Source organism: Kribbella sp. NPDC004536 (genome assembly GCF_042873835.1).
In the GTDB taxonomy this organism is placed as follows: Bacteria; Actinomycetota; Actinomycetes; order Propionibacteriales; family Kribbellaceae; genus Kribbella.
This window is the reverse complement of record NZ_JBIALY010000004.1, coordinates 152142-173824: the sequence shown is the minus strand read 5'-3', so window position 1 is coordinate 173824 and position 21683 is coordinate 152142. Positions and strand designations below refer to the sequence as shown.

Annotated in this window: 23 protein-coding genes; 13 read left to right on the top strand and 10 right to left on the bottom strand. The window is 69.4% G+C overall.

Annotation, left to right across the window (positions count from 1 at the left end; translation table 11 throughout):
* Nucleotides 1-122: 122 nt before the first annotated feature.
* Together ACFYRU_RS34105 and ACFYRU_RS34100 are read right to left on the bottom strand one after the other, a co-directional pair.
* A complete protein-coding gene (locus tag ACFYRU_RS34105) occupies nt 123-692 on the bottom strand; it encodes an HdeD family acid-resistance protein (protein WP_387666524.1) in 570 nt (189 codons plus the stop codon).
* 59 nt (nt 693-751) lie between these two features.
* Entirely contained in the window at nt 752-1471 is a 720-nt protein-coding gene (locus tag ACFYRU_RS34100) for an IclR family transcriptional regulator (protein ID WP_130387568.1), read from the bottom strand.
* A gap of 106 nt (nt 1472-1577) precedes the next feature.
* Here ACFYRU_RS34100 and leuC point away from each other — a divergent pair, with 106 nt between their 5' ends.
* The 4 genes from leuC (at nt 1578) to ACFYRU_RS34080 (ending at nt 5779) form a co-directional block, all read left to right on the top strand.
* The gene (leuC, locus tag ACFYRU_RS34095) at nt 1578-3002 is read left to right on the top strand and encodes a 3-isopropylmalate dehydratase large subunit (RefSeq protein WP_387666520.1); all 1425 of its coding nucleotides are present in this window, start codon (nt 1578-1580) and stop codon (nt 3000-3002) included.
* A gap of 14 nt (nt 3003-3016) precedes the next feature.
* Nucleotides 3017-3616, top strand: coding sequence for a 3-isopropylmalate dehydratase small subunit (gene leuD / locus ACFYRU_RS34090; protein WP_387666517.1), 600 nt, complete (start codon nt 3017-3019; stop codon nt 3614-3616).
* 248 nt (nt 3617-3864) lie between these two features.
* Nucleotides 3865-5031 carry a magnesium/cobalt transporter CorA gene (gene corA, locus ACFYRU_RS34085; protein ID WP_387666514.1) on the top strand — a complete coding sequence of 389 codons (1167 nt, stop codon included), beginning with the start codon at nt 3865-3867 and terminating at the stop codon, nt 5029-5031.
* A gap of 181 nt (nt 5032-5212) precedes the next feature.
* On the top strand, nt 5213-5779 hold the full coding sequence (locus ACFYRU_RS34080; RefSeq protein WP_387666511.1) for an HU family DNA-binding protein: 567 nt from the start codon (nt 5213-5215) through the stop codon (nt 5777-5779).
* Nucleotides 5780-5866: 87 nt separating this feature from the next.
* On the opposite strand, the gene ACFYRU_RS34075 is transcribed toward ACFYRU_RS34080, so the two are convergent.
* On the bottom strand, nt 5867-6073 hold the full coding sequence (locus ACFYRU_RS34075; RefSeq protein WP_387666509.1) for a hypothetical protein: 207 nt from the start codon (nt 6071-6073) through the stop codon (nt 5867-5869).
* A 1-nt stretch (nt 6074) separates the two neighbouring features.
* Nucleotides 6075-6746, bottom strand: a complete 672-nt coding sequence (gene cofC / locus ACFYRU_RS34070) for a 2-phospho-L-lactate guanylyltransferase (RefSeq protein ID WP_387666506.1) — start codon at nt 6744-6746, stop codon at nt 6075-6077.
* A 16-nt stretch (nt 6747-6762) separates the two neighbouring features.
* Between cofC and ACFYRU_RS34065 the strand changes: the two genes are divergently transcribed.
* Nucleotides 6763-7545, top strand: a complete 783-nt coding sequence (locus ACFYRU_RS34065) for a lysophospholipid acyltransferase family protein (protein WP_387666503.1) — start codon at nt 6763-6765, stop codon at nt 7543-7545.
* Nucleotides 7542-8546 (top strand): NAD(P)H-dependent glycerol-3-phosphate dehydrogenase, encoded by a 1005-nt coding sequence (locus ACFYRU_RS34060; protein ID WP_387666500.1) that lies wholly within the window; start codon nt 7542-7544, stop codon nt 8544-8546. The genes ACFYRU_RS34065 and ACFYRU_RS34060 overlap by 4 nt, the downstream gene beginning before the upstream one ends.
* On the opposite strand, the gene ACFYRU_RS34055 is transcribed toward ACFYRU_RS34060, so the two are convergent.
* A complete protein-coding gene (locus ACFYRU_RS34055) occupies nt 8543-9658 on the bottom strand; it encodes an ROK family protein (protein ID WP_387666497.1) in 1116 nt (371 codons plus the stop codon). The two genes, ACFYRU_RS34060 and ACFYRU_RS34055, sit on opposite strands and share 4 nt — an antisense overlap.
* Nucleotides 9659-9734: 76 nt before the next feature.
* Between ACFYRU_RS34055 and ACFYRU_RS34050 the strand changes: the two genes are divergently transcribed.
* Together ACFYRU_RS34050 and ACFYRU_RS34045 are read left to right on the top strand one after the other, a co-directional pair.
* Nucleotides 9735-10829: a Gfo/Idh/MocA family protein gene (locus ACFYRU_RS34050; protein WP_387666494.1), complete on the top strand. Its 1095-nt coding sequence runs from the start codon at nt 9735-9737 to the stop codon at nt 10827-10829.
* 8 nt (nt 10830-10837) lie between these two features.
* Entirely contained in the window at nt 10838-11845 is a 1008-nt protein-coding gene (locus tag ACFYRU_RS34045) for a sugar phosphate isomerase/epimerase family protein (RefSeq protein ID WP_387666492.1), read from the top strand.
* A gap of 51 nt (nt 11846-11896) precedes the next feature.
* Here the strand turns inward: ACFYRU_RS34045 and ACFYRU_RS34040 are convergent, their stop codons facing one another.
* A complete protein-coding gene (locus tag ACFYRU_RS34040) occupies nt 11897-13078 on the bottom strand; it encodes a CynX/NimT family MFS transporter (protein ID WP_387666489.1) in 1182 nt (393 codons plus the stop codon).
* Nucleotides 13079-13140: 62 nt separating this feature from the next.
* Between ACFYRU_RS34040 and ACFYRU_RS34035 the strand changes: the two genes are divergently transcribed.
* Nucleotides 13141-13818 carry a FadR/GntR family transcriptional regulator gene (locus ACFYRU_RS34035; RefSeq protein WP_387666486.1) on the top strand — a complete coding sequence of 226 codons (678 nt, stop codon included), beginning with the start codon at nt 13141-13143 and terminating at the stop codon, nt 13816-13818.
* Here ACFYRU_RS34035 and ACFYRU_RS34030 read toward each other — a convergent pair.
* Both ACFYRU_RS34030 and ACFYRU_RS34025 read right to left on the bottom strand, forming a co-directional pair.
* Nucleotides 13764-14309 carry a GNAT family N-acetyltransferase gene (locus ACFYRU_RS34030; RefSeq protein ID WP_387666483.1) on the bottom strand — a complete coding sequence of 182 codons (546 nt, stop codon included), beginning with the start codon at nt 14307-14309 and terminating at the stop codon, nt 13764-13766. The genes ACFYRU_RS34035 and ACFYRU_RS34030 overlap by 55 nt on opposite strands.
* On the bottom strand, nt 14306-15475 hold the full coding sequence (locus ACFYRU_RS34025) for an MFS transporter (RefSeq protein WP_387666481.1): 1170 nt from the start codon (nt 15473-15475) through the stop codon (nt 14306-14308). The genes ACFYRU_RS34030 and ACFYRU_RS34025 overlap by 4 nt, the downstream gene beginning before the upstream one ends.
* 52 nt (nt 15476-15527) lie before the next feature.
* On the opposite strand from ACFYRU_RS34025, the gene ACFYRU_RS34020 reads away from it, so the two are divergent.
* Nucleotides 15528-16289 carry a DeoR/GlpR family DNA-binding transcription regulator gene (locus ACFYRU_RS34020; RefSeq protein ID WP_387666478.1) on the top strand — a complete coding sequence of 254 codons (762 nt, stop codon included), beginning with the start codon at nt 15528-15530 and terminating at the stop codon, nt 16287-16289.
* Between the two features lie 5 nt (nt 16290-16294).
* A complete protein-coding gene (locus tag ACFYRU_RS34015) occupies nt 16295-17440 on the top strand; it encodes an MFS transporter (protein WP_387667449.1) in 1146 nt (381 codons plus the stop codon).
* On the opposite strand, the gene ACFYRU_RS34010 is transcribed toward ACFYRU_RS34015, so the two are convergent.
* Together ACFYRU_RS34010 and ACFYRU_RS34005 are read right to left on the bottom strand one after the other, a co-directional pair.
* Nucleotides 17427-18530, bottom strand: coding sequence for a trans-sulfuration enzyme family protein (locus ACFYRU_RS34010; RefSeq protein WP_387666475.1), 1104 nt, complete (start codon nt 18528-18530; stop codon nt 17427-17429). The genes ACFYRU_RS34015 and ACFYRU_RS34010 overlap by 14 nt on opposite strands.
* A 54-nt stretch (nt 18531-18584) precedes the next feature.
* Nucleotides 18585-19187, bottom strand: coding sequence for a TetR/AcrR family transcriptional regulator (locus tag ACFYRU_RS34005; RefSeq protein WP_387666472.1), 603 nt, complete (start codon nt 19185-19187; stop codon nt 18585-18587).
* 98 nt (nt 19188-19285) lie between these two features.
* On the opposite strand from ACFYRU_RS34005, the gene ACFYRU_RS34000 reads away from it, so the two are divergent.
* Complete coding sequence (locus tag ACFYRU_RS34000) at nt 19286-20491, top strand: cytochrome P450 (protein ID WP_387666469.1); 1206 nt, start codon at nt 19286-19288, stop codon at nt 20489-20491.
* A 58-nt stretch (nt 20492-20549) separates the two neighbouring features.
* Nucleotides 20550-21680 (top strand): D-alanine--D-alanine ligase family protein, encoded by a 1131-nt coding sequence (locus tag ACFYRU_RS33995; protein WP_387666466.1) that lies wholly within the window; start codon nt 20550-20552, stop codon nt 21678-21680.
* Nucleotides 21681-21683 lie beyond the last annotated feature (3 nt).

The window sequence follows — 21683 nt, the reverse complement described above, 5'->3', positions numbered from 1 at the left end:
CGGGTGACCGCCCACGCGGACGTCCTCGACGCGGAATCCGCGCCCGGTCCGCCTGCGGCAGGTCCGGTCCACCATCGCCGGGCGCGGTTTGGTGGGCTGTCCGGGGACAGCCCACAGTTGCTTCAGGCGGGGGACGGGGTGCCGGTGTCGGCGGCGGGGCCTGCGGCGGCCTTACGGACGGACCAGGCGACGCCGATCAGGACTGCGCCCCAGACCAACGCCGTGACGCCGAGCAGAACCGCGATGCTGACGGCGCCGGCGCCCGGGTTGGCGGCGAAAAGGATCCCGATGAAGAGGGAGAGAAGCCCGTTCAGCACCAGCAGCCAACGTGGCATCGGCAGGTGGCTGCTGAACGCGCCGGCGAGCTCGAAGATGCCGCGAACGATCAACCAGATCCCAAGGATCCAGGTCAGCGTGGCAGCAGTCATCCCGGGGTGCACGATCGCGAAGAACCCGGCGAGCAGGGCGATCACCCCGAGGACGATCAGCCAGAGCCGACTGCCGTGATGTTCGGGCTGGAAGGCCTGGGCGATCGATCCGATCCCGTCGGTGAGCGCCCAGAGGCCCCACAACAGGGCCAGGGCGATCGCCGTGGAGATCGGCCAGGCGATCGCCAGGATCCCGAAAACAATGCCGAGGACACCGCGGACGAGCAACATCTTCCAGCCGAGAGTCAGCCAGTCCCGCTCCATGTCAGACCTCCTTGAGGGCTATTAGCTCTCATGGTGATCTCGGCAACGGTGCGTGACAACTACTCGGACGCGCGTCGCAACGCTTCCGACAGCCGCTCGGCGGCCGCCATCACGGCCGGTGCGTGCATCCGGCCGGGCTGACGGGACAGCCGCTCGATCGGCCCGGAGACCGAAACCGCCGCGATCACCTTGCCGCTGGGGGAGCGGACGGGAGCCGAGACCGACGCCACACCCTGCTCGCGTTCGCCGACGGAGTGCGCCCAGCCGCGGCGCCGGACGCCGGCCAGCGCCGCGGCGTTGAACGAGGCGTTGTGGAGACCGCGGTGCATCCGCTCCGGGTCCTCCCAGGCCAGCAGTATCTGCGCGGCCGACCCGGCCGCCATGGTCAGCTGCGAACCCACCGGGACCGTGTCGCGCAGACCGGACGGCCGCTCGGCGGCCGCGACACAGACCCGGTACTCACCCTGGCGGCGGAAGAGCTGTGCCGATTCGCCGGTGATGTCGCGCAGTCGCGCCAGCACCGGGCCGGCGGTCGCGAGCAGCCGGTCCTCACCGGCGGCGGAGGCCAACTCGCTGAGTCGCGGCCCGAGCACGAAGCGTCCCTGCATGTCGCGCCCGACCAGCCGGTGGTGCTCGAGAGCGACCGCGAGCCGATGTGCCGTCGGGCGCGCCAGCCCCGTCGCCGCCACCAGTCCGGCCAGGGTCGCCGGCCCGGACTCGAGCGCGGACAGAACGAGAGCTGCTTTGTCGAGAACGCCGACTCCGCTAGAGTTGTCCATGAGACGATACTGCCGTCTCGAATCGTGGAACGCAAGTCGCTTCAGGTGCCCAATCGAGAGCACTGTGAGCCAAAGCACCACACATCCAATCTCAAAGGAGAGTCTGATGGGTAGGACGTTGTCGGAAAAGGTTTGGGATGCGCACGTCGTGCGCCATGCCGACGGAGAACCCGACCTCCTTTACATCGACCTCCACCTGGTCCACGAGGTGACCAGTCCGCAGGCGTTCGACGGCCTCCGGCTGGCCGGCCGGCCGGTCCGGCGCCCGGATCTGACGATCGCGACCGAGGACCACAACGTCCCGACGTACGACGTGGACAAGCCGATCGCCGACCCGGTGTCGCGTACCCAGGTGGACACGCTGCGCAAGAACGCCGAGGAGTTCGGCATCCGGATCCACACCCTGGGCGACCCGGATCAGGGCGTCGTGCACGTGATCGGCCCGCAGCTCGGCCTGACCCAGCCCGGCATGACCGTGGTCTGCGGCGACAGCCACACGAGCACGCACGGCGCGTTCGGAGCGATTGCCTTCGGCATCGGTACCAGCGAGGTCGAGCACGTGCTGGCCACCCAGACGCTGATGCAGGCCCGCCCGAAGACGATGGCGGTCACCGTCGACGGCGTCCTGCCGGACGGCGTCTCGGCCAAGGACCTGGTGCTGTCGCTGATCGCGAAGGTCGGCACCGGCGGCGGCCAGGGCTACATCGTCGAGTACCGCGGCGAGGCGATCCGCGCGCTGTCGATGGAAGCCCGGATGACGATCTGCAACATGTCGATCGAGTGGGGCGCGAAGGCCGGCATGATCGCGCCGGACGAGACCACGTTCGAGTACCTGAAGGACAAGCCGCACGCGCCGCAGGGCGTCGACTGGGAAGCCGCCGTCGAGTACTGGAAGAGCCTGGCCACCGACGAGGACGCGACGTTCGACCAGGAGGTCGTGCTGCGCGCCGAGGAGATCACGCCGTTCGTCACCTGGGGCACCAACCCGGGCCAGGGCGTCGCGCTCGCGGACGTGGTGCCGTCGCCGGACGACTTCGACAACGAGAACGACCGGGTCGCCGCCGAGCGCGCACTGGAGTACATGGGCCTGACCGCCGGTACGCCGCTGCGCGAGATCCACGTGGACACGGTGTTCCTGGGCTCGTGCACCAACGGCCGGATCGAGGACCTGCGGGCCGCGGCCGGCGTACTGGCCGGACGGAAGGTTGCCGAGGGCACCCGGATGCTCGTGGTCCCGGGCTCCGGCCGGGTCCGGCTGCAGGCCGAGGCCGAGGGCCTGGACACGATCTTCAAGGACGCCGGCGCGGAGTGGCGTGGCGCCGGTTGCTCGATGTGCCTGGGGATGAACCCGGACCAGCTGGCTCCCGGTGAGCGCAGCGCCTCGACCTCGAACCGGAACTTCGAAGGCCGCCAGGGCAAGGGCGGTCGTACCCACCTGGTGTCGCCGCTGGTCGCGGCCGCGACCGCTGTCACCGGGACCCTGGCCGCACCGGCCGACCTGCCGCCCGTCGCCGTACCTGCGAACGCCTGAGGAGCAACGGAATCATGGAAGCCTTCACCCAGCACATCGGTACGGCGGCTCCGCTGCGCCGCAGCAACGTCGACACCGACCAGATCATCCCGGCGGTCTACCTGAAGCGGGTCACCCGGACCGGCTTCGAGGACGGGCTGTTCGCGGCCTGGCGCAACGATCCGTCGTTCGTCCTCAACCAGCCGGAGTACGAAGGTGTCTCGGTGCTCGTCGCCGGACCGGACTTCGGCACCGGGTCGTCCCGGGAGCACGCGGTCTGGGCCCTGCTCGACTACGGGTTCCGGGTCGTCGTCTCGTCCCGCTTCGGCGACATCTTCCGCGGCAACTCCGGCAAGGCCGGCCTGCTCGCGGCGCTGGTGACGCAGGACGTCGTGGAGCAGCTGTGGACCGCGGTCGAGACCGACCCGGGCACCAAGGTCACGGTCGACCTGGAGAACAAGACGATTTCGGCCGGTGACGTCTCGGCACCCTTCGAGATCGACGACTACACGCGCTACCGGTTGCTGAACGGTCTGGACGACGTCGGCATCACGCTCTCGCACGCCGACGAGATCGCTGCGTACGAAGCAACTCGCCCGTCTTTCAAGCCGGCAACGCTTCCCGCGAAGGCCTGAGAGTCCTATCAGAGTTAGCGCCCCCGTAACGTTCGGGTGGGCGGGGGCGATAACTCTGGTGTTACCCTTCTGGAGTTGTCAGAAGCAAGCTTGCGAGACCGAGGAGGTGAGGACGCATGAACAACAGCGATCCCTCCAGACATACCGGTCTCGCTCGACCTTCGGGGGACTGATTTTCCTCTAGCAGTTGTGGGGTCGGGCAGACGTGCGCTCATCACTTCGCCTGAACCACCGCACCTGGAGGACTCATGTCCGACCTGCGCCTGCGCACCTTCCGTGCGTTCAGCCGTACTCCGTCACTGCGTGCCGCCGCTCGCAAGCACGCCGCATCCGCTGCCGCGCCGAGCCTCGAGCCGGACACCAAGCAGCCCCGCGATCCGCAGAAGCCCAAGGGGCACAGCGTGGTCGACAGCGCGATCTACTGCGGCGGCAACCGGGTCGCGTCCCCGCATTCGCTCGCGGACACGTACTCGGCGCTCCATGACGCCCCGCAGAGCCTGGCCTGGATCGGTCTGTACCGGCCGGACCGCCGCGAGCTCGCCTCGCTGGCACAGGAGTTCGACCTGCACGAGTTGGCGATCGAGGACGCGAACGAGGCGCACCAGCGGCCGAAGCTGGAGCGCTACGGCGAGACGTTGTTCGTCGTACTGAAGGCCGCCCGGTACCGGGACGCGACCGAGGAGGTCGAGTTCGGGGAGGTGCACGTCTTCGTCGGCCCGGACTTCGTGGTGACGGTCCGGCATGCCGAAGCGCCGAACCTGGCCGCCGTCCGCCGTCGCGTCGAACGTGACCCGGAACTCCTCAGCCGCGGTGCCGAAGCAGTGCTGTACGCGATCATGGACAAGGTCGTCGACGGGTACGCGCCGGTGGTCGCCGGGCTGGAGAACGACATCGACGAGATCGAGACCGAGGTGTTCCGCGGCGATCCCAAGGTGTCGCGACGGATCTACGAACTGTCCCGTGAGGTGATCGAGTTCCAGCGCGCCACCCGGCCGTTGATCGGGATGCTCGAGCAACTACGTGGCGGCTTCCAGAAGTACGGCGTGGACGAGGAACTGCAACGTTCACTGCGCGACGTCGCCGACCACGTCACCGAGGTGGTGGAGAAGGTCGACGGCTTCCGCGAACTGCTCCGCGACATCCTGACGGTGAACGCGACCCTGGTCGCCCAGCAGCAGAACGAGGAGATGAAGAGCCTCGCGATCGCCAGCAGCGAGCAGAACGAAGAGGTCAAGCGGATCTCTGCCTGGGCGGCGATCCTGTTCGCGCCGACGCTGATCGGGACCGTCTACGGGATGAACTTCGACAAGATGCCGGAGCTGCACTGGCAGTACGGCTACCCGTTCGCGATCGGCCTGATGGCCTTGGTGTGTGGAGGTCTGCACCAGATCTTCAAACGCCGCGGCTGGCTGTAGATCGTCGGGGAAGTAGCTCCGAAAACCCCTCGCAGGGACCGAATCGGGCGAAATTGTGGCCCGAATCGCCTAAAACAAGGCCAAATTGCCGCGTTGGTGTTTGTGCATGGCCTGTTCAGTCCATAACGTTCCTGTGAGATCGAGCGCTGTGCTCGACGTCTAGTGTTCACGGAGGGAAGCAGTGAACAAGAGCCAGTTGGTCGAAGCGCTCGCAGTGCACTTCGACGGAAACCGCCGCCAGGCCCAGCACGCACTGGAGTCGGTGATCGACACCGTCCAGCGCGAGCTGACCAAGAAGGGTGGCAAGGTCGCCATCACCGGTTTCGGTGCCTTCGAGGCCATCGAGCGTGGCGCGCGCATCGTGCGCAACCCGCGGACCGGTGAGACCAAGCGGGCCAAGAAGACCACGGTTCCGAAGTTCCGCGCGGGTGCGGAGCTGAAGGCCGTCGTCTCCGGCGCCAAGAAGCTGCCGAAGCTGGTGGCCCCGAAGCCGGCCGCGACCGCCACCAAGGCGGCTGCCCCGGCGAAGAAGGCTGCTCCGGTCAAGGCCGCCGCAACCAAGACCGCCGCTGCGAAGAAGACGGTCGCCAAGAAGGCCCCGGCCAAGACGGTTGCCAAGAAGGCGCCGGCGAAGACCGTTGCCAAGAAGGCCCCGGTCAAGAAGGCCCCGGCCAAGACCGTTGCGAAGAAGGCGCCGGCCAAGAAGGCCCCCGCCAAGAAGACCGCGGCGAAGCGTACCGCTCGCTGATCTTCACGCACTGCGGCACCAGCACCACAGCGAAGGCCGGTCACCCCACTCCAGGGGATGACCGGCCTTCGCCGTTGTCGGTAGCAACTACAAACGCGTGCCGAACTCCACCTTGGTCACGGCCAGCGATGCACCGGAGCCACTGGTCTCGATCGTCACCCGTTGGCCGACCCGCAGATGCCGGACCGGGGTGTCCGAGACGGCGTGCACCGTGAACGGGAGCTCGATCCCGGTATCGGTCAGCACGGCCCCGGAGAACGTTTCACCGTCGTACTTGCTCACAGTCGCCTGCATGTCAGCAGGCTAGACCTTCGGTCCCGGTGGCTGCACCGAGCACCAGCGACAGCACGTCCGCTGTCGCCGGTCCCACGCCCAGTTGTACGGCGTGGGCGAGATCGGCCGCGGTGTCGACATCACGACGTACCGACTCGATCCCGGCCAGCTCGATCGGCATCGCCCCGGACGCCTGGTGGGCCAGGGCGGAGCCGACACCGAAACGCGGATCCAGCGGTACGCCGGCCGCGGCCGCGAGCAACGTCGTACCGCTGCCGGGCTCGTCGACGACGAACGAACGTGGCGCCGTGCAGGCTGCGAGTACGGCGGTGAGTTCGCCCGGACGGAGCGCGGGGAGATCGGCCGACAACGCGGCGACACCGTTGCCCGGGAACTCCGCAGCCGCCACAGTGGCTCCATGCAACAGCGCCTCGTTCAGCCCCGCGGCCGGGAGATCCGGCACCACGCGTGCACCGGCGGCGGTCACGTCCGCGCCGACCAGCGGATCGTCGGTGATCACCAGGACGGTCTGCACCAGTGGGGAGCGCAGAGCGGCCGCAGTAGTGTCGACAGCGAAGGCGCGGGCCAGTTCGGGACGGTGCTGAGGGTAGGCCGGAGCGAGCCGGCTCTTCGCGATCGCCGTACGCTTCACCGGGATCACCAGGGTCCAGGGAGCGACCTGTAGGTCTGCCATCAGGCAGGATTCTCCCATGACCGACGGCGCGTTCGACCACCAGGAGGCAGCAGTGGACAGCAGGAGCGACGATCCACGGCCGCCGCGTGGATTCTGGTTCGGCGTCATCGTCGCGATCGTCAAGCCGTTCATGATCGTGTTCACCAAGTGCCGGTTCACCGGCCGGGAGAACATGCCGCGGCACGGCGGCGTGATCTACGTACCGAACCACATCTCGCACATCGACCCGGTGGTGCTCGGCTATTTCATCTGGGAGTGCCGGCGGATCCCGCGGTTCCTCGGGAAGGCGTCGGTGTTCAAGGTGCCGGTGCTCGGCACGATCATCAGCGGGGCCGGGCAGATTCCGGTGTACCGCGATTCGGCGCAGGCTGTGGACGCGTTCCGGGACGCGGTCGCCGCGGTCGAACGCGGTGAGTGCGTGGGCGTTTACCCAGAGGGCACGATCACCCGGGACCCGGCGATGTGGCCGATGACCGGCAAGACCGGTGCGGCCCGGATCGCGTTGATGACCGGCTGCCCGGTGATCCCGGTGGCGAACTGGGGTGCGCAGGAGATCCTGAAGTCCTACACCGGCAAGATCCGGTTCCGGCTGCTGCCGCGCAAGACGTTGCAGGTACGGGCCGGGAAGCCGGTCGACCTGAGCGCGTTCGAGGGTAAGCCGCTGACCAACCAGCTGTTGCACGAGGCAACCGAGGTGATCATGGCCCGGGTCGCCGAGACGCTCGGCGAACTGCGCGGAGAAGAACCGCCCAAGGAGTTGTACGACCTCCGCAAAGCCCGACGTGAGGAAAAGGAATGACCAAAGTAGCGGTGTTCGGTGCCGGGTCCTGGGGGACGGCGTTCGCCACGGTGCTGGCGAATGCGGGAAACCAGGTGTCGGTGTGGGCCCGGCGGGAAGCCTTGTGCGACGCGATCAACGCGCAGCACGAGAACGCCGAGTACCTGCCCGGGATCCAGCTGTCCGAGGCGATCACCGCGACGCACGACCCGGCCGCGGCGGCCGACGGCGCGGAGGCGATCGTCCTCGCGGTGCCGTCGCAGTCGTTGCGGGACAACCTGACGGACTGGGCCGGCGTACTGCCGAACGCCGTACCGCTGGTCAGTCTGATGAAGGGCGTCGAGCTCGGTACGACGAAGCGGATGAGCGAGGTGATCGCCGAGCTCACCGGCGCCGGGCCGGAACGGATCGCGGTCGTGTCGGGTCCGAACCTCGCACGGGAGATCGCCGAGGGTCAGCCGGCCGCGTCCGTCGTCGCCTGTGCGGACGAGGGGACCGCGGCGCGGTTGCAGAAGCTGTGCCATTCGCCGACGTTCCGTCCGTACACGAACAACGACGTCGTCGGCTGTGAGCTCGGCGGCGCCTGCAAGAACGTGATCGCGCTGGCCGTCGGGATGGCCGTCGGCCTCGGCTTCGGCGACAACGCCCGCGCCTCGGTGATCACCCGCGGCCTCGCCGAGATCGCCCGCCTCGGGACGGCCCTCGGCGCCGACGAGCACACGTTCTCCGGTCTGGCCGGCCTCGGCGACCTGGTCGCGACCTGCTCGTCGCCGCTGTCGCGCAACCGTACGTTCGGCGAGAAGCTCGGCCAGGGGATGAGCGTCGCCGAGATCGCCGGCGGCACCCGCCAGGTCGCCGAAGGCGTGAAGTCCTGCGCCTCGATCAGCGAACTGGCTCACCACCACGACGTCGAGATGCCGATCGCCGAACACGTCACCAAGGTCGTAGCCGGCGAAATGACCCCCAAGGACATGCTCTTCAGCCTCGTCTCCCGCAGCGCGAAGTCCGAACGTTGGGGTTAGCTGAGGGTTTGGGTGAGGACCAGGGTGGCGGCGCCGAGGAGGGCGGCGTCGGGGCCGGTTCGGGAGGGGGCTACGTGCAGGTGGGTTGTGGCCAGGGGCAACGATCTGGCGTAGACGGTTTCGCGGAGGCCGGCCAGTAGGCTGTCGCCGGCTTGGGCGAGGGAGCCGCCGACGACGATCACCGACGGGTTGAGGAGGCTGACCGCGGCGGCCAGGACCGTACCGATCTCGCGGCCGGCCTGGCGGATCGCCGTGGTTGCTTCGGTGTTGCCGGCCCGGACCAGTTCGACGATGTCCTGGCTGGTTTCGACACCGAGCTTCGACGCCAGCGCGGCCGCGGAGGCGATCGCCTCCAGGCAACCGACGTTGCCGCAGCGGCAGACCTCGGTATGGCCGGGCGCCTGGATGTGGCCGATGTCGCCGGCCGCGCCGCGCGCCCCGCGGTGCAGGCGGCCGCCGCTGATCACGCCGGCGCCGATGCCGGTGGCAACCTTCACGAACAGCAGGTGCTCGACGTCCGGGTACGCCGTGGCGTGTTCGCCGAGCGCCATGATGTTGACGTCGTTGTCGACCAGGACGGGACCGGGCAGCCGCTGGTGCAGCCGGCCGACCACGTCGTACGAGTCCCAGCCCGGCATGATCGGCGGATGGTTCGGCCGGCCGGTGCTGTGCTCGACCGGCCCCGGTAGTCCGACCCCGGTCCCGGCGAGATCCGTCACCGGGCGTCCAGCCGTACGCAGCAAGGCCAGCCCGGCCTCGGCGACCGCGTCCAGCACAACCTCGGGACCTTCCGCGATCGCGAGCGGTGTCGTGGAGCGGTCCAGGATCGTCCCGGTCAGATCCGTGAGGGCGACTGACAGATGTGTCGCGCCGACGTCCGCGGCCAGTACGAGCCGCGCCGCCGGATTGAACCGGAACCGCGCCGGCGGGCGCCCGCCGGTGGAAGCGGCCTCACCGGAAGGTACGACGAGACCGGCGGCCAGCAACGTCTCGATCCGCCCGGTCACCGTCGACCGCGCCAGCCCGCTGAGCTCGATCAGTTCGGCCCGCGTCCGCGGCTGCCCGTCCCGGAGCAACCGCAGCACCGGATCCGCCGTACCGAGATCGCTCATGCACCGGAACTTTCGTCGTACTGGTCGTGGACTTTTGCTTGACAGGGTTCAAAAGGGTCCCATAGCGTCCTTCGACGTGTCCACCAATGCGCGGAAGCTGAGGGTCGGGATCGTCGGCGGCGGGTTCATGGGCCAGGTCCATGGCCGGGCCGCGCTGGTCTCCGGTGCGACCGTGGTGGGAGCTGTCGGATCGTCGCCCGCGCGGGCGGAGGCGGCGGCCGAGGCGACCGGTGCCGAGCGCGGGTTCGCGACGCTCGACGAGTTGCTCGCGGCGGACGTGGACGTCGTCCATGTCTGCACGCCCAACAACACCCACCGCGACGTGACGCTCAAGGCCCTGGATGCCGGCAAGCACGTGGTCTGCGAGAAGCCGCTCGCGACCTCCGTCGAGGACGCGATCGGCCTGCAGACGGCGGCCTACGAAGCGCAGTTGGTCGGCGCCGTGCCGTTCGTCTATCGCTATCACCCGATGGTTCGTGAGCTGCGCGCCCGGATCGCCGCGGGGGAGGCCGGGCTGATCACCAGCCTGCACGGTTCGTACCTGCAGGACTGGCTGGCCGGGGCCGACGACCAGAACTGGCGCGTCGACGACACCACCGGCGGCCCGTCGCGGACGTTCGCGGACATCGGTTCGCACTGGTGCGACCTGACCGAGTTCGTCACCGGCGACCGGATCGCCGCGATCAGCGCCCAGCTCCGGACCGTACGGGCGCAGCGTGGCGGCGTCGAGGTGAAGACCGAGGACCTGGCCACCGCCCAGTTCCGGACCGAGGCCGGCGTGGTCGGGACGATCGTGGTCAGCCAGGTCGCCGCCGGCCGGAAGAACCGGCTGTACCTGGAGGTGTCCGGTACCGAGTCGAGCTTCGGGTTCGACCAGGAGGACCCGGACCGGCTGTGGGTCGGCCACGTGGACGCTTCCCAGTTGCTGACCCGCGACCCCGGCACGCTCAGCCCGGACGCGGCGCGGGTCAACCGGCTGCCGGCCGGTCACGCGCAGGGGTACCAGGACGCGTTCGACTCGTTCGTCGCCGACAGCTACGCCGCCGTCCTCGGGGACCGCCCGGACGGCCTGCCCGATTTCGCCGCCGGAGCGCGGTCGGCCCGCGTGGTCGACGCCGTACTGCGGTCGGCGGCCAACGACTCTGCCTGGATCACCGTCGAGAACGCCTAGGAGCTCAGATGCCTCGTCCGATCACACTCTTCACCGGCCAGTGGGCCGACCTGCCGTTCGAAGAGGTCTGCCAGTTCGCGTCCGAGGCCGGGTACGACGGCGTCGAGATCGCCTGCTCCGGTGACCACTTCGACGTCCAGCAGGCGGTCGACGACGACACGTACGTCCAAGGCCGCAAGGACATCCTGGAGAAGTACAACCTGCAGGTCTTCGCGATCTCCAACCACCTGGTGGGGCAGGCGGTCTGCGACGACCCGATCGACTTCCGGCACCAGGCGATCGTGCCGGCCCGGGTCTGGGGCGACGGTGACGCCGAGGGCGTCCGGCAGCGCGCCGCCGAGGACCTCAAGAACACCGCGCGGGCGGCGGCGAAGCTCGGCGTGAAGACCGTCATCGGCTTCACCGGCTCGTCGATCTGGCAGTACGTCGCGATGTTCCCGCCGGTACCGGCCGAGCGGATCGAGGCCGGGTACAAGGACTTCGCCGACCGCTGGAACCCGATCCTCGACGTGTTCGACGAGGAGGGGGTGCGGTTCGCGCACGAGGTGCACCCGTCGGAGATCGCGTACGACTACTGGACCACCACGTTCGCGCTCGAGGCGATCGGCCACCGGGAGGCGTTCGGCCTGAACTGGGATCCGTCGCACATGGTCTGGCAGGACATCGACCCGGTCGCGTTCCTGTGGGACTTCAAGGACCGGATCTACCACGTGGACTGCAAGGACACGAAGATGCGGGTCGGCGGCGGCCGGAACGGCCGGCTCGGTTCGCACCTGCCGTGGGCGGACCCGCGGCGCGGCTGGGACTTCTACTCCACCGGCCACGGCGACGTGAACTGGGAGGACTGCTTCCGGGTGCTGAACTCGATCGGCTACGACGGCCCGATCTCGGTCGAGTGGGAGGACGCCGGCATGGAGCGCAAGGTCGGCGCCGCGGAGGCGGTCGACGTGATCCGCAAGCTCGCCTTCGACAAGCCCGAAGCCGCCTTCGACGCAGCCTTCGCGACGGACAAGTAGCCGAGGCGGGGAAACTTTTCGCCACCTGGTGGCCTTTTGTTTCCCGACTGGTCAGGCCGGCCGGGTGTCCCGGCCGGCCACGAAGCCGAGTACGACCTGGACGGCGGCGAGCGAGGCGAACACGCTCAACGTCGTACTCCAGCCGCCGGTCACTTGGGTCAGGTAACCGGCCACGACCGGGCCGGCCGCGGCCAGCGTGTAGCCGACTGCCTGCGCCATCCCGGACAGCTGGGTAGTCTCGTGGTGCCCGCGGCCGCGCAGGCTGATCAGCGACAGCGCGGCAACCAGCCCGGCGCCTTGACCGAGACCGCCGACGACGGCCCATACGATCGCCAGCTGCGGCGCCACCAGCAGACCGAGCAGCGCGATCAGGATCGGCGTACTCGCCGTCATCAGGCCGGCCCGCTGGTTGGTCGGATGCTTCAGCAGGAACGGAATGCTCAGCCCGCCGATCAGGCCGAAGACCTGGAACACGAACAGGTGGACGCCGGTGGCGCGCTCGGAGACGCCGCCGGTCGAGATCTCGATCGTCGGCAGCCAGTTCACGAACAGGTAGAAGCTGGTCGACTGCAGCCCCATGAACCCGGTCACCAGCCAGGCCATCGGCTGCCGCCACACGCTCACCACCGGCGCCTCGTCGTCCTTCGAAGCGGCCGGCAGGGGCTCCGGGGCCAGCGTCCGCGGCAGCCAGATCACCGCGACCAGTACGGCGAGACCGCCCCAGACCGCGAGCGACAGCCGCCAGTCGACCGCGTCGGCGATCGGTACGGCGAGGATCGACGCGATCGCGGCGCCGCCGGTGATGAAGGCCGTGTAGATGCCGGTCGCCCGGGACACGTTGCCGGCGTAGTCGCGCTTGATGATGACCGGTACGAGCACGTTGCCGACCGCGATCGCGGCGCCGACGACGGCCGTCCCGATCCAGAGGCCCGCCTGGCCCGTGTACGGACGGAGCGCGCTGCCGGCCGCCAGCACCAGCAGCGACACGAACACGGCCCGCTCCATCCCGAACCGGCGCGACGCCAGGTGAACCAGGGGAGAGGCGACCGCGAACGCCAGCAGCGGAAGCGTGCCGAGGAGACCCTGCGCGGCCTCACCGAGCTGCAGCGCGTCGCCGATCCGCGGCAGCACCGGGCCGACCGCGGTCAGCGCCGGGCGCAGGCTCAGCGCGACCACGAAGGCGGTCGCGGTGATCAGCGACGACCGCTCTCGGGCCATGGGTTCGGTCAGCACTGCCACAACACACCTCTCGTCAAGCTTCCGTGTAGATGTCCGACATTTATATACTGTACGCCATGGAACCTTTGGTGCGTCAGGTGCCGCTCGTGCTGCAGGTGTCGGAGCAGTTCCGGGCGCGGATCGAGTCCGGGACCTGGCCGCGTGGGTCGCGGATCCCGGGCGAGCATCAGCTCGCGACCGAGCTCGGCGTCAGCCGCGGCACGGTCCGCGAGGCGCTGCGATCGCTCAGCCTGACCGGTCTGCTCGAGCCGCGCGTCGGCGACGGTACGTACGTCCGCGCGACGAACGAGATCAGCGGTGTCCTGGTCCGCGACGAGCTGTCGGCCTCACTCACGCACGTCCTCGACGCCCGCGCCGGTATCGAGGCAGCGGCCGCCCGCTTGGCCGCGCGGAACCCGGACCCGGCAGCGCTCGCCGCGCTGGAGGAGGTCCTGGTGGCTCGCGGCGAGGCGCTCGCGGCGGGGGATCTGGACGCGTTCGTCGCGGTCGATACCGACTTCCACCGCCGGGTCGTGGTCGCCAGCGGCAACCCGTTGCTGCTGCGGTTGTACGACGCACTCGCCGAGGTGATGACCGAGTCGATCCACCAAACCGCGACGATTCCCGAGGACCAGCGGCTCGGCGACGCGCACGTCGACGTACTCGACGCGATCCGGGCCGGTGATCCCGAGGCGGCGAGTCAGGCGTCGTACGCGCTGATCGAGACCGTCAAGCTGACCGGGTCCGGCCAGTAGTAGCGGAAGCAGGCCGGCGTTCCATTGAGGCGCCGAGGTTCGCCGCCGGGTGGCGGGACGTCCTTGCGGTCGCCGCGGATCCCGCCGCGGGCTTCGTAGAACGCCTGCGCGGCGGTGTTCTGCTCGAGCACCCAGAGGTACAGACCGGTCCGGACGTCTTTCGCCGCGTGGGCGAGCAGCTGGGTGCCAAGACCTTGCCGCTTGCGGAGCGCGCGGACATGCAGGTTGTCGACGAGCGCGCCGTACTTCGGGTCCGCCTCGTACACCACGTGCGCGAGGCCGATGAGTTGCCCGTCGTACTCGGCGACCGTCGTCCGCGTGCCTTCCCGGTTCGTGAGGCGCTCGGTCCACATCGCGGTGAGGTATTCGGGCGACTCGTCGTCGAGGAACGCGTCGGCGTACGCGCCCCGGTAGTGCCGCCGCCAGCTGTCGCCGTGCAGCTCGGCGACCGCGGCCGCGTCCTCTGGTCCTGCCGTCCGAAAGTCCGTCACCGTTGCAGCTCCCCAGCTTCTGTTTTGGTTGCGAGTACGCGCGCGAAGACCGCCAACCCGGCCGCGAGCGCGGTGACCACGATGAACGAGATGGTCAGGCTGCTGGCCTGCGCGATGCCGCCGATGATCGACGGGGCGACCAGCCCGGACGCGTACGTGATCGTGGCGACGCCGGCGATCGCTTGGCTGGCGTTGGCGCCGGTATGGCCGGCCGCGGCGAAGGCGAGCGGTACGACGACCGCGATGCCGATCCCGATCAGCCCGAAGCCGATCATCGCGACGATCGCGTTCGGCGAGACGACCACGAGCAGGCCGCCGAGCGTCGCGATCACCCCACTGGCCCGTACCGTCCGGACTGCGCCGAACCGGTCGACAACCGCGTCACCGGTGATCCGCGCGATCGCCATCGTCAACGCGAACCCGGTGGTCGCACCGGCCGCGACACCAGCCGAGCTGTCGAGGACGTCCCGCAGGTAAACCGCCGACCAGTCGAGGCTCGCGCCCTCCGCGAACACCGCGCAGAACCCGACCGCCCCGATCAAGAGCGCCGACTTCGGCGGCAGCGTGAACCGCGCCGGCGGTTCCTCGTCGTCCTCGGGATGCAGGTTCAGCACGAACTGGCATACCACCGCGCCGACGATCGTCAGTACGACGGCCGCGATCGTGTGATGCACCTGCGCACTGAGATTCGCGTGCGCCGCGACCGTACCGACCGCCGAGCCGAGCAGTGCGCCCACGCTCCACAGGCCGTGCAGTCCGGACATGATCGACTTCTTCAACCGGCGTTCGACCTCGACGCCGAGCGCGTTCATCGCGACATCGGCCATGCCTGCCGTACCGCCGTAGATCAGCAGCGCCGCGCACAGCGTCAGCAGCCCGGGCGCGAACGACGGCAGGATCAGCGCGAGCGTCCAGAGCGCGAGCAGCCCGCGGAGCGCGTTGCGGGTGCCGAACCGGTGGCTGACCCGGGCGGCGAGCGGCATCATCAACGCCGCGCCGAGCGCCGGGAAGGCGAGCGCGAGCCCGAGCTGGCCCGCGGAGACGCCGGCGTGCTCCTGGATCCACGGCACCCGGGTCGCGAACGAACCGGTCACCGATCCGTGCACGCAGAAGACCGCGGCGACGGCGTACCGGGAACGTTTGACGAGCGTGGTGTCATCGGTCACAAGCGAACACACTATCTGTTTGAACGATCAGGCGGATGGTAGTTTTTTGCGCATGAGAAGTGCGGAACGGCACCAAGTGATCGTAGAACGACTGCGAGCCGGCGACCGAGTGTCGGTCCAGGAACTGGTCGAGGCCACCGAGGCGTCCGACATGACGGTCCGCCGCGACCTCGACTTCCTCGCTGCGCAGGGCGTGCTCAAGCGCGTCCACGGCGGCGCCGTGTCGGCGATGCCGGCCGGTCTGGAGCCGCCGCACTCGCTGCGGGCGCAGGCCGCGGTCGCCGCCAAGCAGGCGATCGCCCGTGCCGCGGTCGAGCATCTCCGCGACGGCGAGACGATCGTTCTCGACAGCGGTACGACGGCCCTCGAGACGGCGAAGCTCCTGCACGACCGCGCGATGACGGTGATGCCGCTGTCCCTGCATGTCGCGCACGAGCTGGCCGACGCGCCGCGGATCCGGCTGTTGATGCCGGGTGGTGAGGCGCGCAAGGGCGAGCTCTCCCTGGTCGGACCACTGACCGTCGCCTCGCTGCGAGCGCTGCGCTTCGACGCCGCCGTACTGAGCCCGTGTGCGTTCAGCCTCGACGCAGGGCTGACCGCGTTCGACCTGGGCGATGCCGAGGTCAAGCAGGAGGCAATGAAGGTCGCCACCCGCACCATCGTGCTCGCCGACGGTGCCAAGTGGGATCGGGCGGCGCTTGCCTACGTCTGCGCGGCCGACCGCCCGGACCTGATCATCACCGACGACTCCGCCCCCGAGGACCAACGAACCTTGCTCACCCAACGCGGCGCCCTGGTCGAGGTGGCGTCTTGACGCTGATGGTTGCTGCGCCGCCGCGGGCGGCGCGTGTTGCTACCTGGCTGTACTTCGGCCTGAACGGCTTCGCGGTCGGTATGTGGGTGGTACACATCCCGAGCATCGAGCAGCGGACCGGGATCACGCACAGCACCCTCGGGCTGCTCCTGCTCGTCCTCGGCGGCGCCGCCTTCACCGGCATGCAGGTCGCCGGGCCGCTCGTGGACAAGCTCGGCCAGCGCCGGCTCGTACCGGCCGCGGGCATCCTGCTCGGCGTCGCGCTCGCCGGCCCCGGTCTCGCCACGAACTGGTGGACCTTGGGGCTGGCGCTGATCTTCGTCGGCTTCGGCAACGGTTCGATCGACGTCGGGATGAACGCGCAGGCCGTCGTGGTCGAGCGCGGGTACCCGCGGCCGATCATGGCCGCGTTCCATGCGATGTGGTCGATCGGCGGGGCGATCGCAGCGGTGATCGGTGCGGCCACGTTGCGGGCCGGCGTACCGACCGAGGTCACGCTCGCGCTGTCCGGCCTGGTCTGCATCGGCCTGTCGTTGATCGCCAGCCGATTCTTGCTGGAGGCAACCGAACCGCCGGAGGAGGTTGACGACGCGCCGCGGGAGAGGCCGTCGGCCAAGCTGGTCTGGGCGCTCGGCGGGCTCGCGTTCGGCCTGATGCTGTCCGAGGGTGTGGCCAACGATTGGGCAGCACTGCACTTCCGCGACATCCTCGGGACCTCGGTCAGTACGGCGGCCTACGCGTACGGCGCGTTCGCGGTCGCGATGACCGTCGGGCGGTTCCTCACCGACCGGGTTGCGGCCGTCGTCGGTCCGGCGGCGATCGTCCGGTGGGGTGCCGCGATGGCGGCGGTCGGGCTGACGTTGGTGATCGTCGTACAGTGGATCCCGGTCGCGTTGGTCGGCTGGGCGATCTTCGGCCTCGGCCTCGCGGGCGGCGTACCACAGCTGTTCACCGCCGCCGGGAACCTCGACCCACGGTCGTCCGGCGCGCTGATGGCGCGCGTGGTCGGCCTCGGGTACGTCGGGCTGCTGGCGGGGCCCGCGCTGATCGGCGGGCTCGCGCACTGGATGCCGCTGAACATCGCGTTCATCCTGCCGGTCGTGCTGTGCGTAGTGACCTTCCTCGGTGGGCCGGTGCTCAAGAAGCGTTGAGGGCTTGCGCCAGGTCGGCCCAGAGGTCTTCGGGGTGCTCGATGCCGACGGACAGCCGGATCAGGTCTTCGGGGATCGTCGGGACCTCGATCGGCCAGCGGCGGCGGCGTTCGAGCAACGACTCGACGCCGCCGAGGCTGGTGGCGTGGACCCAGAGGTTCGTGCTCTCGCAGACCTTCTGAGCCGCTTCCGCGTCGCCGCCCAGTTCGATCGCGAGGATCGCGCCGAAGCCGGACATCTGCGCTTTGGCCCGGTCGTGACCCGGGTCGTCAGGCAGGCCTGGGTAGCGAACTCGGCTGATGCGCGGGTGCTGTTGCAGTCGCCCGGCCAGGTAGGCCGCGTTCGACTGGGCGCGTTCGAGGCGGAGGGCGAGCGTACGCAGGCCGCGGAGGGCGAGCCAGGCGTCCATCGAGCCGGCGATCGCGCCGAGGCTGCGGCGTCGTAGTTCGATCGCGGACCAGAGGTCGTCGTCGGCGGTGACGACCGCGCCGAGGATCACGTCCGAGTGGCCGGCGATGAACTTGGTGGCCGAGTGCATCACCACGTCCGCACCGAGCCGCAACGGCTGCTGCAGCAGGGGAGTGGCGAATGTGTTGTCGACGACGACGGTCGCGCCGGCGGCATGTGCGGCCGCAGCCAGGGCCGGGATGTCGGCGACCTCCATCGCGGGGTTGGTCGGCGACTCGATCCACAACATGTCGGCGTCGGTCAGGTCGATGGACTCGGTGTCGGCGATATCGGCCCGGACCACGGTGAGCCGGCCAATTGCGGCCTGCTGGTCGAGGAGCGCGAGTACGCCAGAGTAGGCGTGCTGCGGCGCGACCACGCGGCCGCCGACCGGAACCAGGTCGACCACCGCCGCGGCCGCTGCCATCCCGGACGCGAAGCTCAGCGCCCGCCCGCCTTCGAGCTGACCGAGCGTGTCCTCGAGCGCGGTCCACGCGTCGTTCCCGAACCGCCCGTAGCCGCGATCCCCGCCGGCCACGTACGTCGAACTGAACACCGGCGACGGACCCACCGGCGCATTCGGCACCCGCTCCGGGCGGCCCGCGTGGACGACGACAGTGGAGGGGTCGAGGTCAGGACTCATACCTCGAATTGTCGCTGGCAACCAGGCTCTACCGGTCAGCGGGGGCAGCGGAGATCAGCGGGAGCCGGGGAGTGGGAGGTTGCCGTGTTCCACGAGCGCGACCGCCTGCCGGGCGAGCTGCCGGGCGTCCACCGGGCCCGGGGTGTCGACCCAGACGCGGACCACGTTCTCGATGATGTTCATCGTGATGCCGGCCGACAGCGCCGCGACGAATTCGGTGTGCACCGGGTCGCTGCTCGGCAGCCGCCGGACCAGCTGGGCGGCCAGGTCGTTGCGGAAGCGCCAGATCAGCTCGTTCAGGTGGGCGCTCACCGACTCGTTGCGCTCGGCCAGGTCGAACACCGCCCGGACGCGGTCCGGGTTGGTCTCCAGCTGTTCCAGGACGCGCTCGATCACCGTCCGCAGGCCGACGCTCAGGTCCAGTGCGGGCTGGTCGCCGAACCACCGGACGGCGTCGGCGAGGCAGTCGTCGACGAACTCGAGGACCAGCCCCTCCTTGGTCGGGAAGTACCGGTAGAGCGTGCTCGGGCCGACCTCGGCCGCGGCCGCGATCTGCTCGACCGTGGTCCGGCCGAACCCGTGGTCGCTGAACAGCTCGAACGCCTTGTCCGCGATCAGCCGGCGGGTCCGCTCCCGCTTCACCTCGCGCAGTCCCATGGCGGGCAGGGTACCGCCTACGACTCGCCGAAGGGTGTTCCGGATCGGAAGCGTCAGCCATATGGTAGTCACTACCAAAATCTTCGGAAGGGTGCGCGATGACCGAGAGCTTTCCGACCACCAGGCCGTCCGGATGCCCGTTCGACCCGGCACCCGAGTACGCCGGCTACCGCCGGACCGAGGCGCCGGCGAAGGTGTCCACCCCGGCCGGCGTCGACGCGTACGTGATCAGCCGGTACGACGACGTCCGCACCCTGCTCCGGGACCGCCGGCTGAGCTCGCGGCTGGCGCCGTCCGACCACGTCGTACCCGACGCCGACCTGGACCGGGAGGCCGAGTCCGGGTCGATCCTGCAGGTGGACGGGGACGCGCACAAACGGCTGCGCCGGATGCTGGCGACCGAGTTCGCGGTCAAGCGGATGGAGGCGATGCGGCCGTGGATCGGGGAGATCGTCGACGACCGGATCACCGGCCTGCTCGCGTCCGGTGGCCCGGTCGACCTGGTGCAGGAGTTCGCGCTGCCGATCCCGTCGCTGGTGATCTGCGAGCTGCTCGGCGTTCCGTACGCCGATCGCGACGAGTTCCAGGAACGCAGCGCCCAGCTGGTCCGGGTCGACGGCTGGACCGACGAGATCCAGCGGGCCAGCGACGAACTCAACCAGTACATCGTCAGCCTGGTACTGGCCAAGCAGGCGAACCGCTCCGACGATCTGCTCTCCCGGCTGATCACCCGCGGCGAGGACCTCGGTACGCCGCTGAGCCTGGAAGAGCTGGTGTCGATCGGGGTCACCCTGCTGATCGCCGGCCACGAGACGACCGCGAACATGATCGCGCTGAGCACGCTGGCGTTGCTCCGCAATCCCGCGCAGCTCGAACTGCTCCGGTCCGATCCGTCGAAGGTGCCGGGCGCGGTCGAGGAGCTACTGCGGTACCTGTCGGTCGTGCACTTCGGCCTGTTCCGGCACGTGACCGACGAATTGACGGTCGGACCGTCGACGATCCGGACCGGCGACTACCTGATCGCCGCATTGTCCTCGGCGAATCGGGACGAGACGGTGTTCCCGGACCCGGACCGGCTCGACCTCGAACGGCAGGCCGCGGCGCACGTGGCCTTCGGGTTCGGGCCGCACCAGTGCATCGGGCAACAGCTGGCGCGGGTCGAGCTGCAGGAGGTTTTCACCCGGTTGTTCGCGCGGATCCCGACGCTGCGACTCGCCGTACCGTTCGACCGGATCGACTACCGGGAGAACACGCTCGTGTACGGAGTGACAGCGTTGCCAGTGGACTGGGACGCGCCGATCTGAAGATCTCTTAACCTGACCCCGGTCGGATCGGCAGCCGCGGACCGCTACAGTCGAGCCGGTGAGTGAGTTCTCAGAAAGCCAGCGCAAGCCCCGGATCGCCGTCGTCTTCGGCGGCCGGTCGAGCGAGCACGCCATCTCCTGCGTGACCGCCGCGAACGTCCTGCAGGTCATCGACCGGGACAAGTACGACGTCGTCCCGGTCGGGATCAGTACCAGCGGGCACTGGGTGCTGGAGAGCGGCGACCCCGAGCGGCTGTCGATCACCGACGGCAAGCTCCCGGAGGTCGACGTCACCGCGATGCCGGTGCTGTTCGGTGCGAACCGCGAGCTCGTGGTCAGCGAGCCCGACCAGGTCCCGAGCACGCTCGGCGAGGTCGACGTGGTGTTCCCGCTGCTGCACGGCCCGTGGGGCGAGGACGGCACCATCCAGGGCCTGCTCGAGATGTCGGACATCCGGTACGTCGGTTCCGGCGTACTCGCCAGCGCCGTCGGCATGGACAAGCACTACATGAAGGTCGTCTTCCAGGCCGCCGGCCTCGAGGTCACGCCGTACGTCGTGATCCGCGACCGCGACTGGCGGCAGGATCCGGACGCGTGCCGGGCCGCCGTGGACGCGCTCGGCTACCCGGTGTTCGTGAAGCCGTGCAGGGGCGGGTCCAGCCTCGGGATCACCAAGGTGAACAGCCTGGACGAGCTCGACGGCGCGATCGTCGAGGCCCGGGCGCACGACCCGAAGGTGATCGTCGAGGCGTCGGCCAAGAACCCGCGCGAGATCGAGGTCGGGGTGCTCGGCGGGCTGGACGGGACCAAACCCGAGGTCAGCGTCTGCGGCGAGGTCGCGGTGTCCGGCGGCGGGCACGACTTCTACGACTTCGAGACCAAGTACTTGCCGGAGGGCGAGGAGTACCTGGCGCTCTCGGTACCGGCCGACCTGCCGACCGGGCTCGCGAGCGAGATCCGGGCCAAGGCGCTGACCGCGTTCGACGCGATCGAGGCCGAGGGGCTCGCCCGGGTCGACTTCTTCGTCGACGCCGACGGCCGGGTGATCATCAACGAGATCAACACGATGCCCGGCTTCACGCCGACCAGCATGTTCCCGCGGCTGTGGGCGGCGTCGGGCAAGGACTACGCGAGCCTCGTGCAGCACCTGATCGACCTGGCGACGACCCGGCCGACCGGCCTGCGCTGATCC

Excerpts from the sequence above, each read along its gene's own strand:
- ACFYRU_RS34105 (WP_387666524.1), bottom strand. The coding sequence starts at position 692 with ATGGAGCGGGACTGGCTGACTCTCGGCTGGAAGATGTTGCTCGTCCGC.
- ACFYRU_RS34100 (WP_130387568.1), bottom strand. The coding sequence starts at position 1,471 with ATGGACAACTCTAGCGGAGTCGGCGTTCTCGACAAAGCAGCTCTCGTT.
- leuC (WP_387666520.1), top strand. The coding sequence starts at position 1,578 with ATGGGTAGGACGTTGTCGGAAAAGGTTTGGGATGCGCACGTCGTGCGC.
- leuD (WP_387666517.1), top strand. The coding sequence starts at position 3,017 with ATGGAAGCCTTCACCCAGCACATCGGTACGGCGGCTCCGCTGCGCCGC.
- corA (WP_387666514.1), top strand. The coding sequence starts at position 3,865 with ATGTCCGACCTGCGCCTGCGCACCTTCCGTGCGTTCAGCCGTACTCCG.
- ACFYRU_RS34075 (WP_387666509.1), bottom strand. The coding sequence starts at position 6,073 with ATGCAGGCGACTGTGAGCAAGTACGACGGTGAAACGTTCTCCGGGGCC.
- cofC (WP_387666506.1), bottom strand. The coding sequence starts at position 6,746 with ATGGCAGACCTACAGGTCGCTCCCTGGACCCTGGTGATCCCGGTGAAG.
- ACFYRU_RS34065 (WP_387666503.1), top strand. The coding sequence starts at position 6,763 with ATGACCGACGGCGCGTTCGACCACCAGGAGGCAGCAGTGGACAGCAGG.
- ACFYRU_RS34060 (WP_387666500.1), top strand. The coding sequence starts at position 7,542 with ATGACCAAAGTAGCGGTGTTCGGTGCCGGGTCCTGGGGGACGGCGTTC.
- ACFYRU_RS34055 (WP_387666497.1), bottom strand. The coding sequence starts at position 9,658 with ATGAGCGATCTCGGTACGGCGGATCCGGTGCTGCGGTTGCTCCGGGAC.
- ACFYRU_RS34045 (WP_387666492.1), top strand. The coding sequence starts at position 10,838 with ATGCCTCGTCCGATCACACTCTTCACCGGCCAGTGGGCCGACCTGCCG.
- ACFYRU_RS34035 (WP_387666486.1), top strand. The coding sequence starts at position 13,141 with ATGGAACCTTTGGTGCGTCAGGTGCCGCTCGTGCTGCAGGTGTCGGAG.
- ACFYRU_RS34020 (WP_387666478.1), top strand. The coding sequence starts at position 15,528 with ATGAGAAGTGCGGAACGGCACCAAGTGATCGTAGAACGACTGCGAGCC.
- ACFYRU_RS34015 (WP_387667449.1), top strand. The coding sequence starts at position 16,295 with ATGGTTGCTGCGCCGCCGCGGGCGGCGCGTGTTGCTACCTGGCTGTAC.
- ACFYRU_RS34010 (WP_387666475.1), bottom strand. The coding sequence starts at position 18,530 with ATGAGTCCTGACCTCGACCCCTCCACTGTCGTCGTCCACGCGGGCCGC.
- ACFYRU_RS34005 (WP_387666472.1), bottom strand. The coding sequence starts at position 19,187 with ATGGGACTGCGCGAGGTGAAGCGGGAGCGGACCCGCCGGCTGATCGCG.
- ACFYRU_RS34000 (WP_387666469.1), top strand. The coding sequence starts at position 19,286 with ATGACCGAGAGCTTTCCGACCACCAGGCCGTCCGGATGCCCGTTCGAC.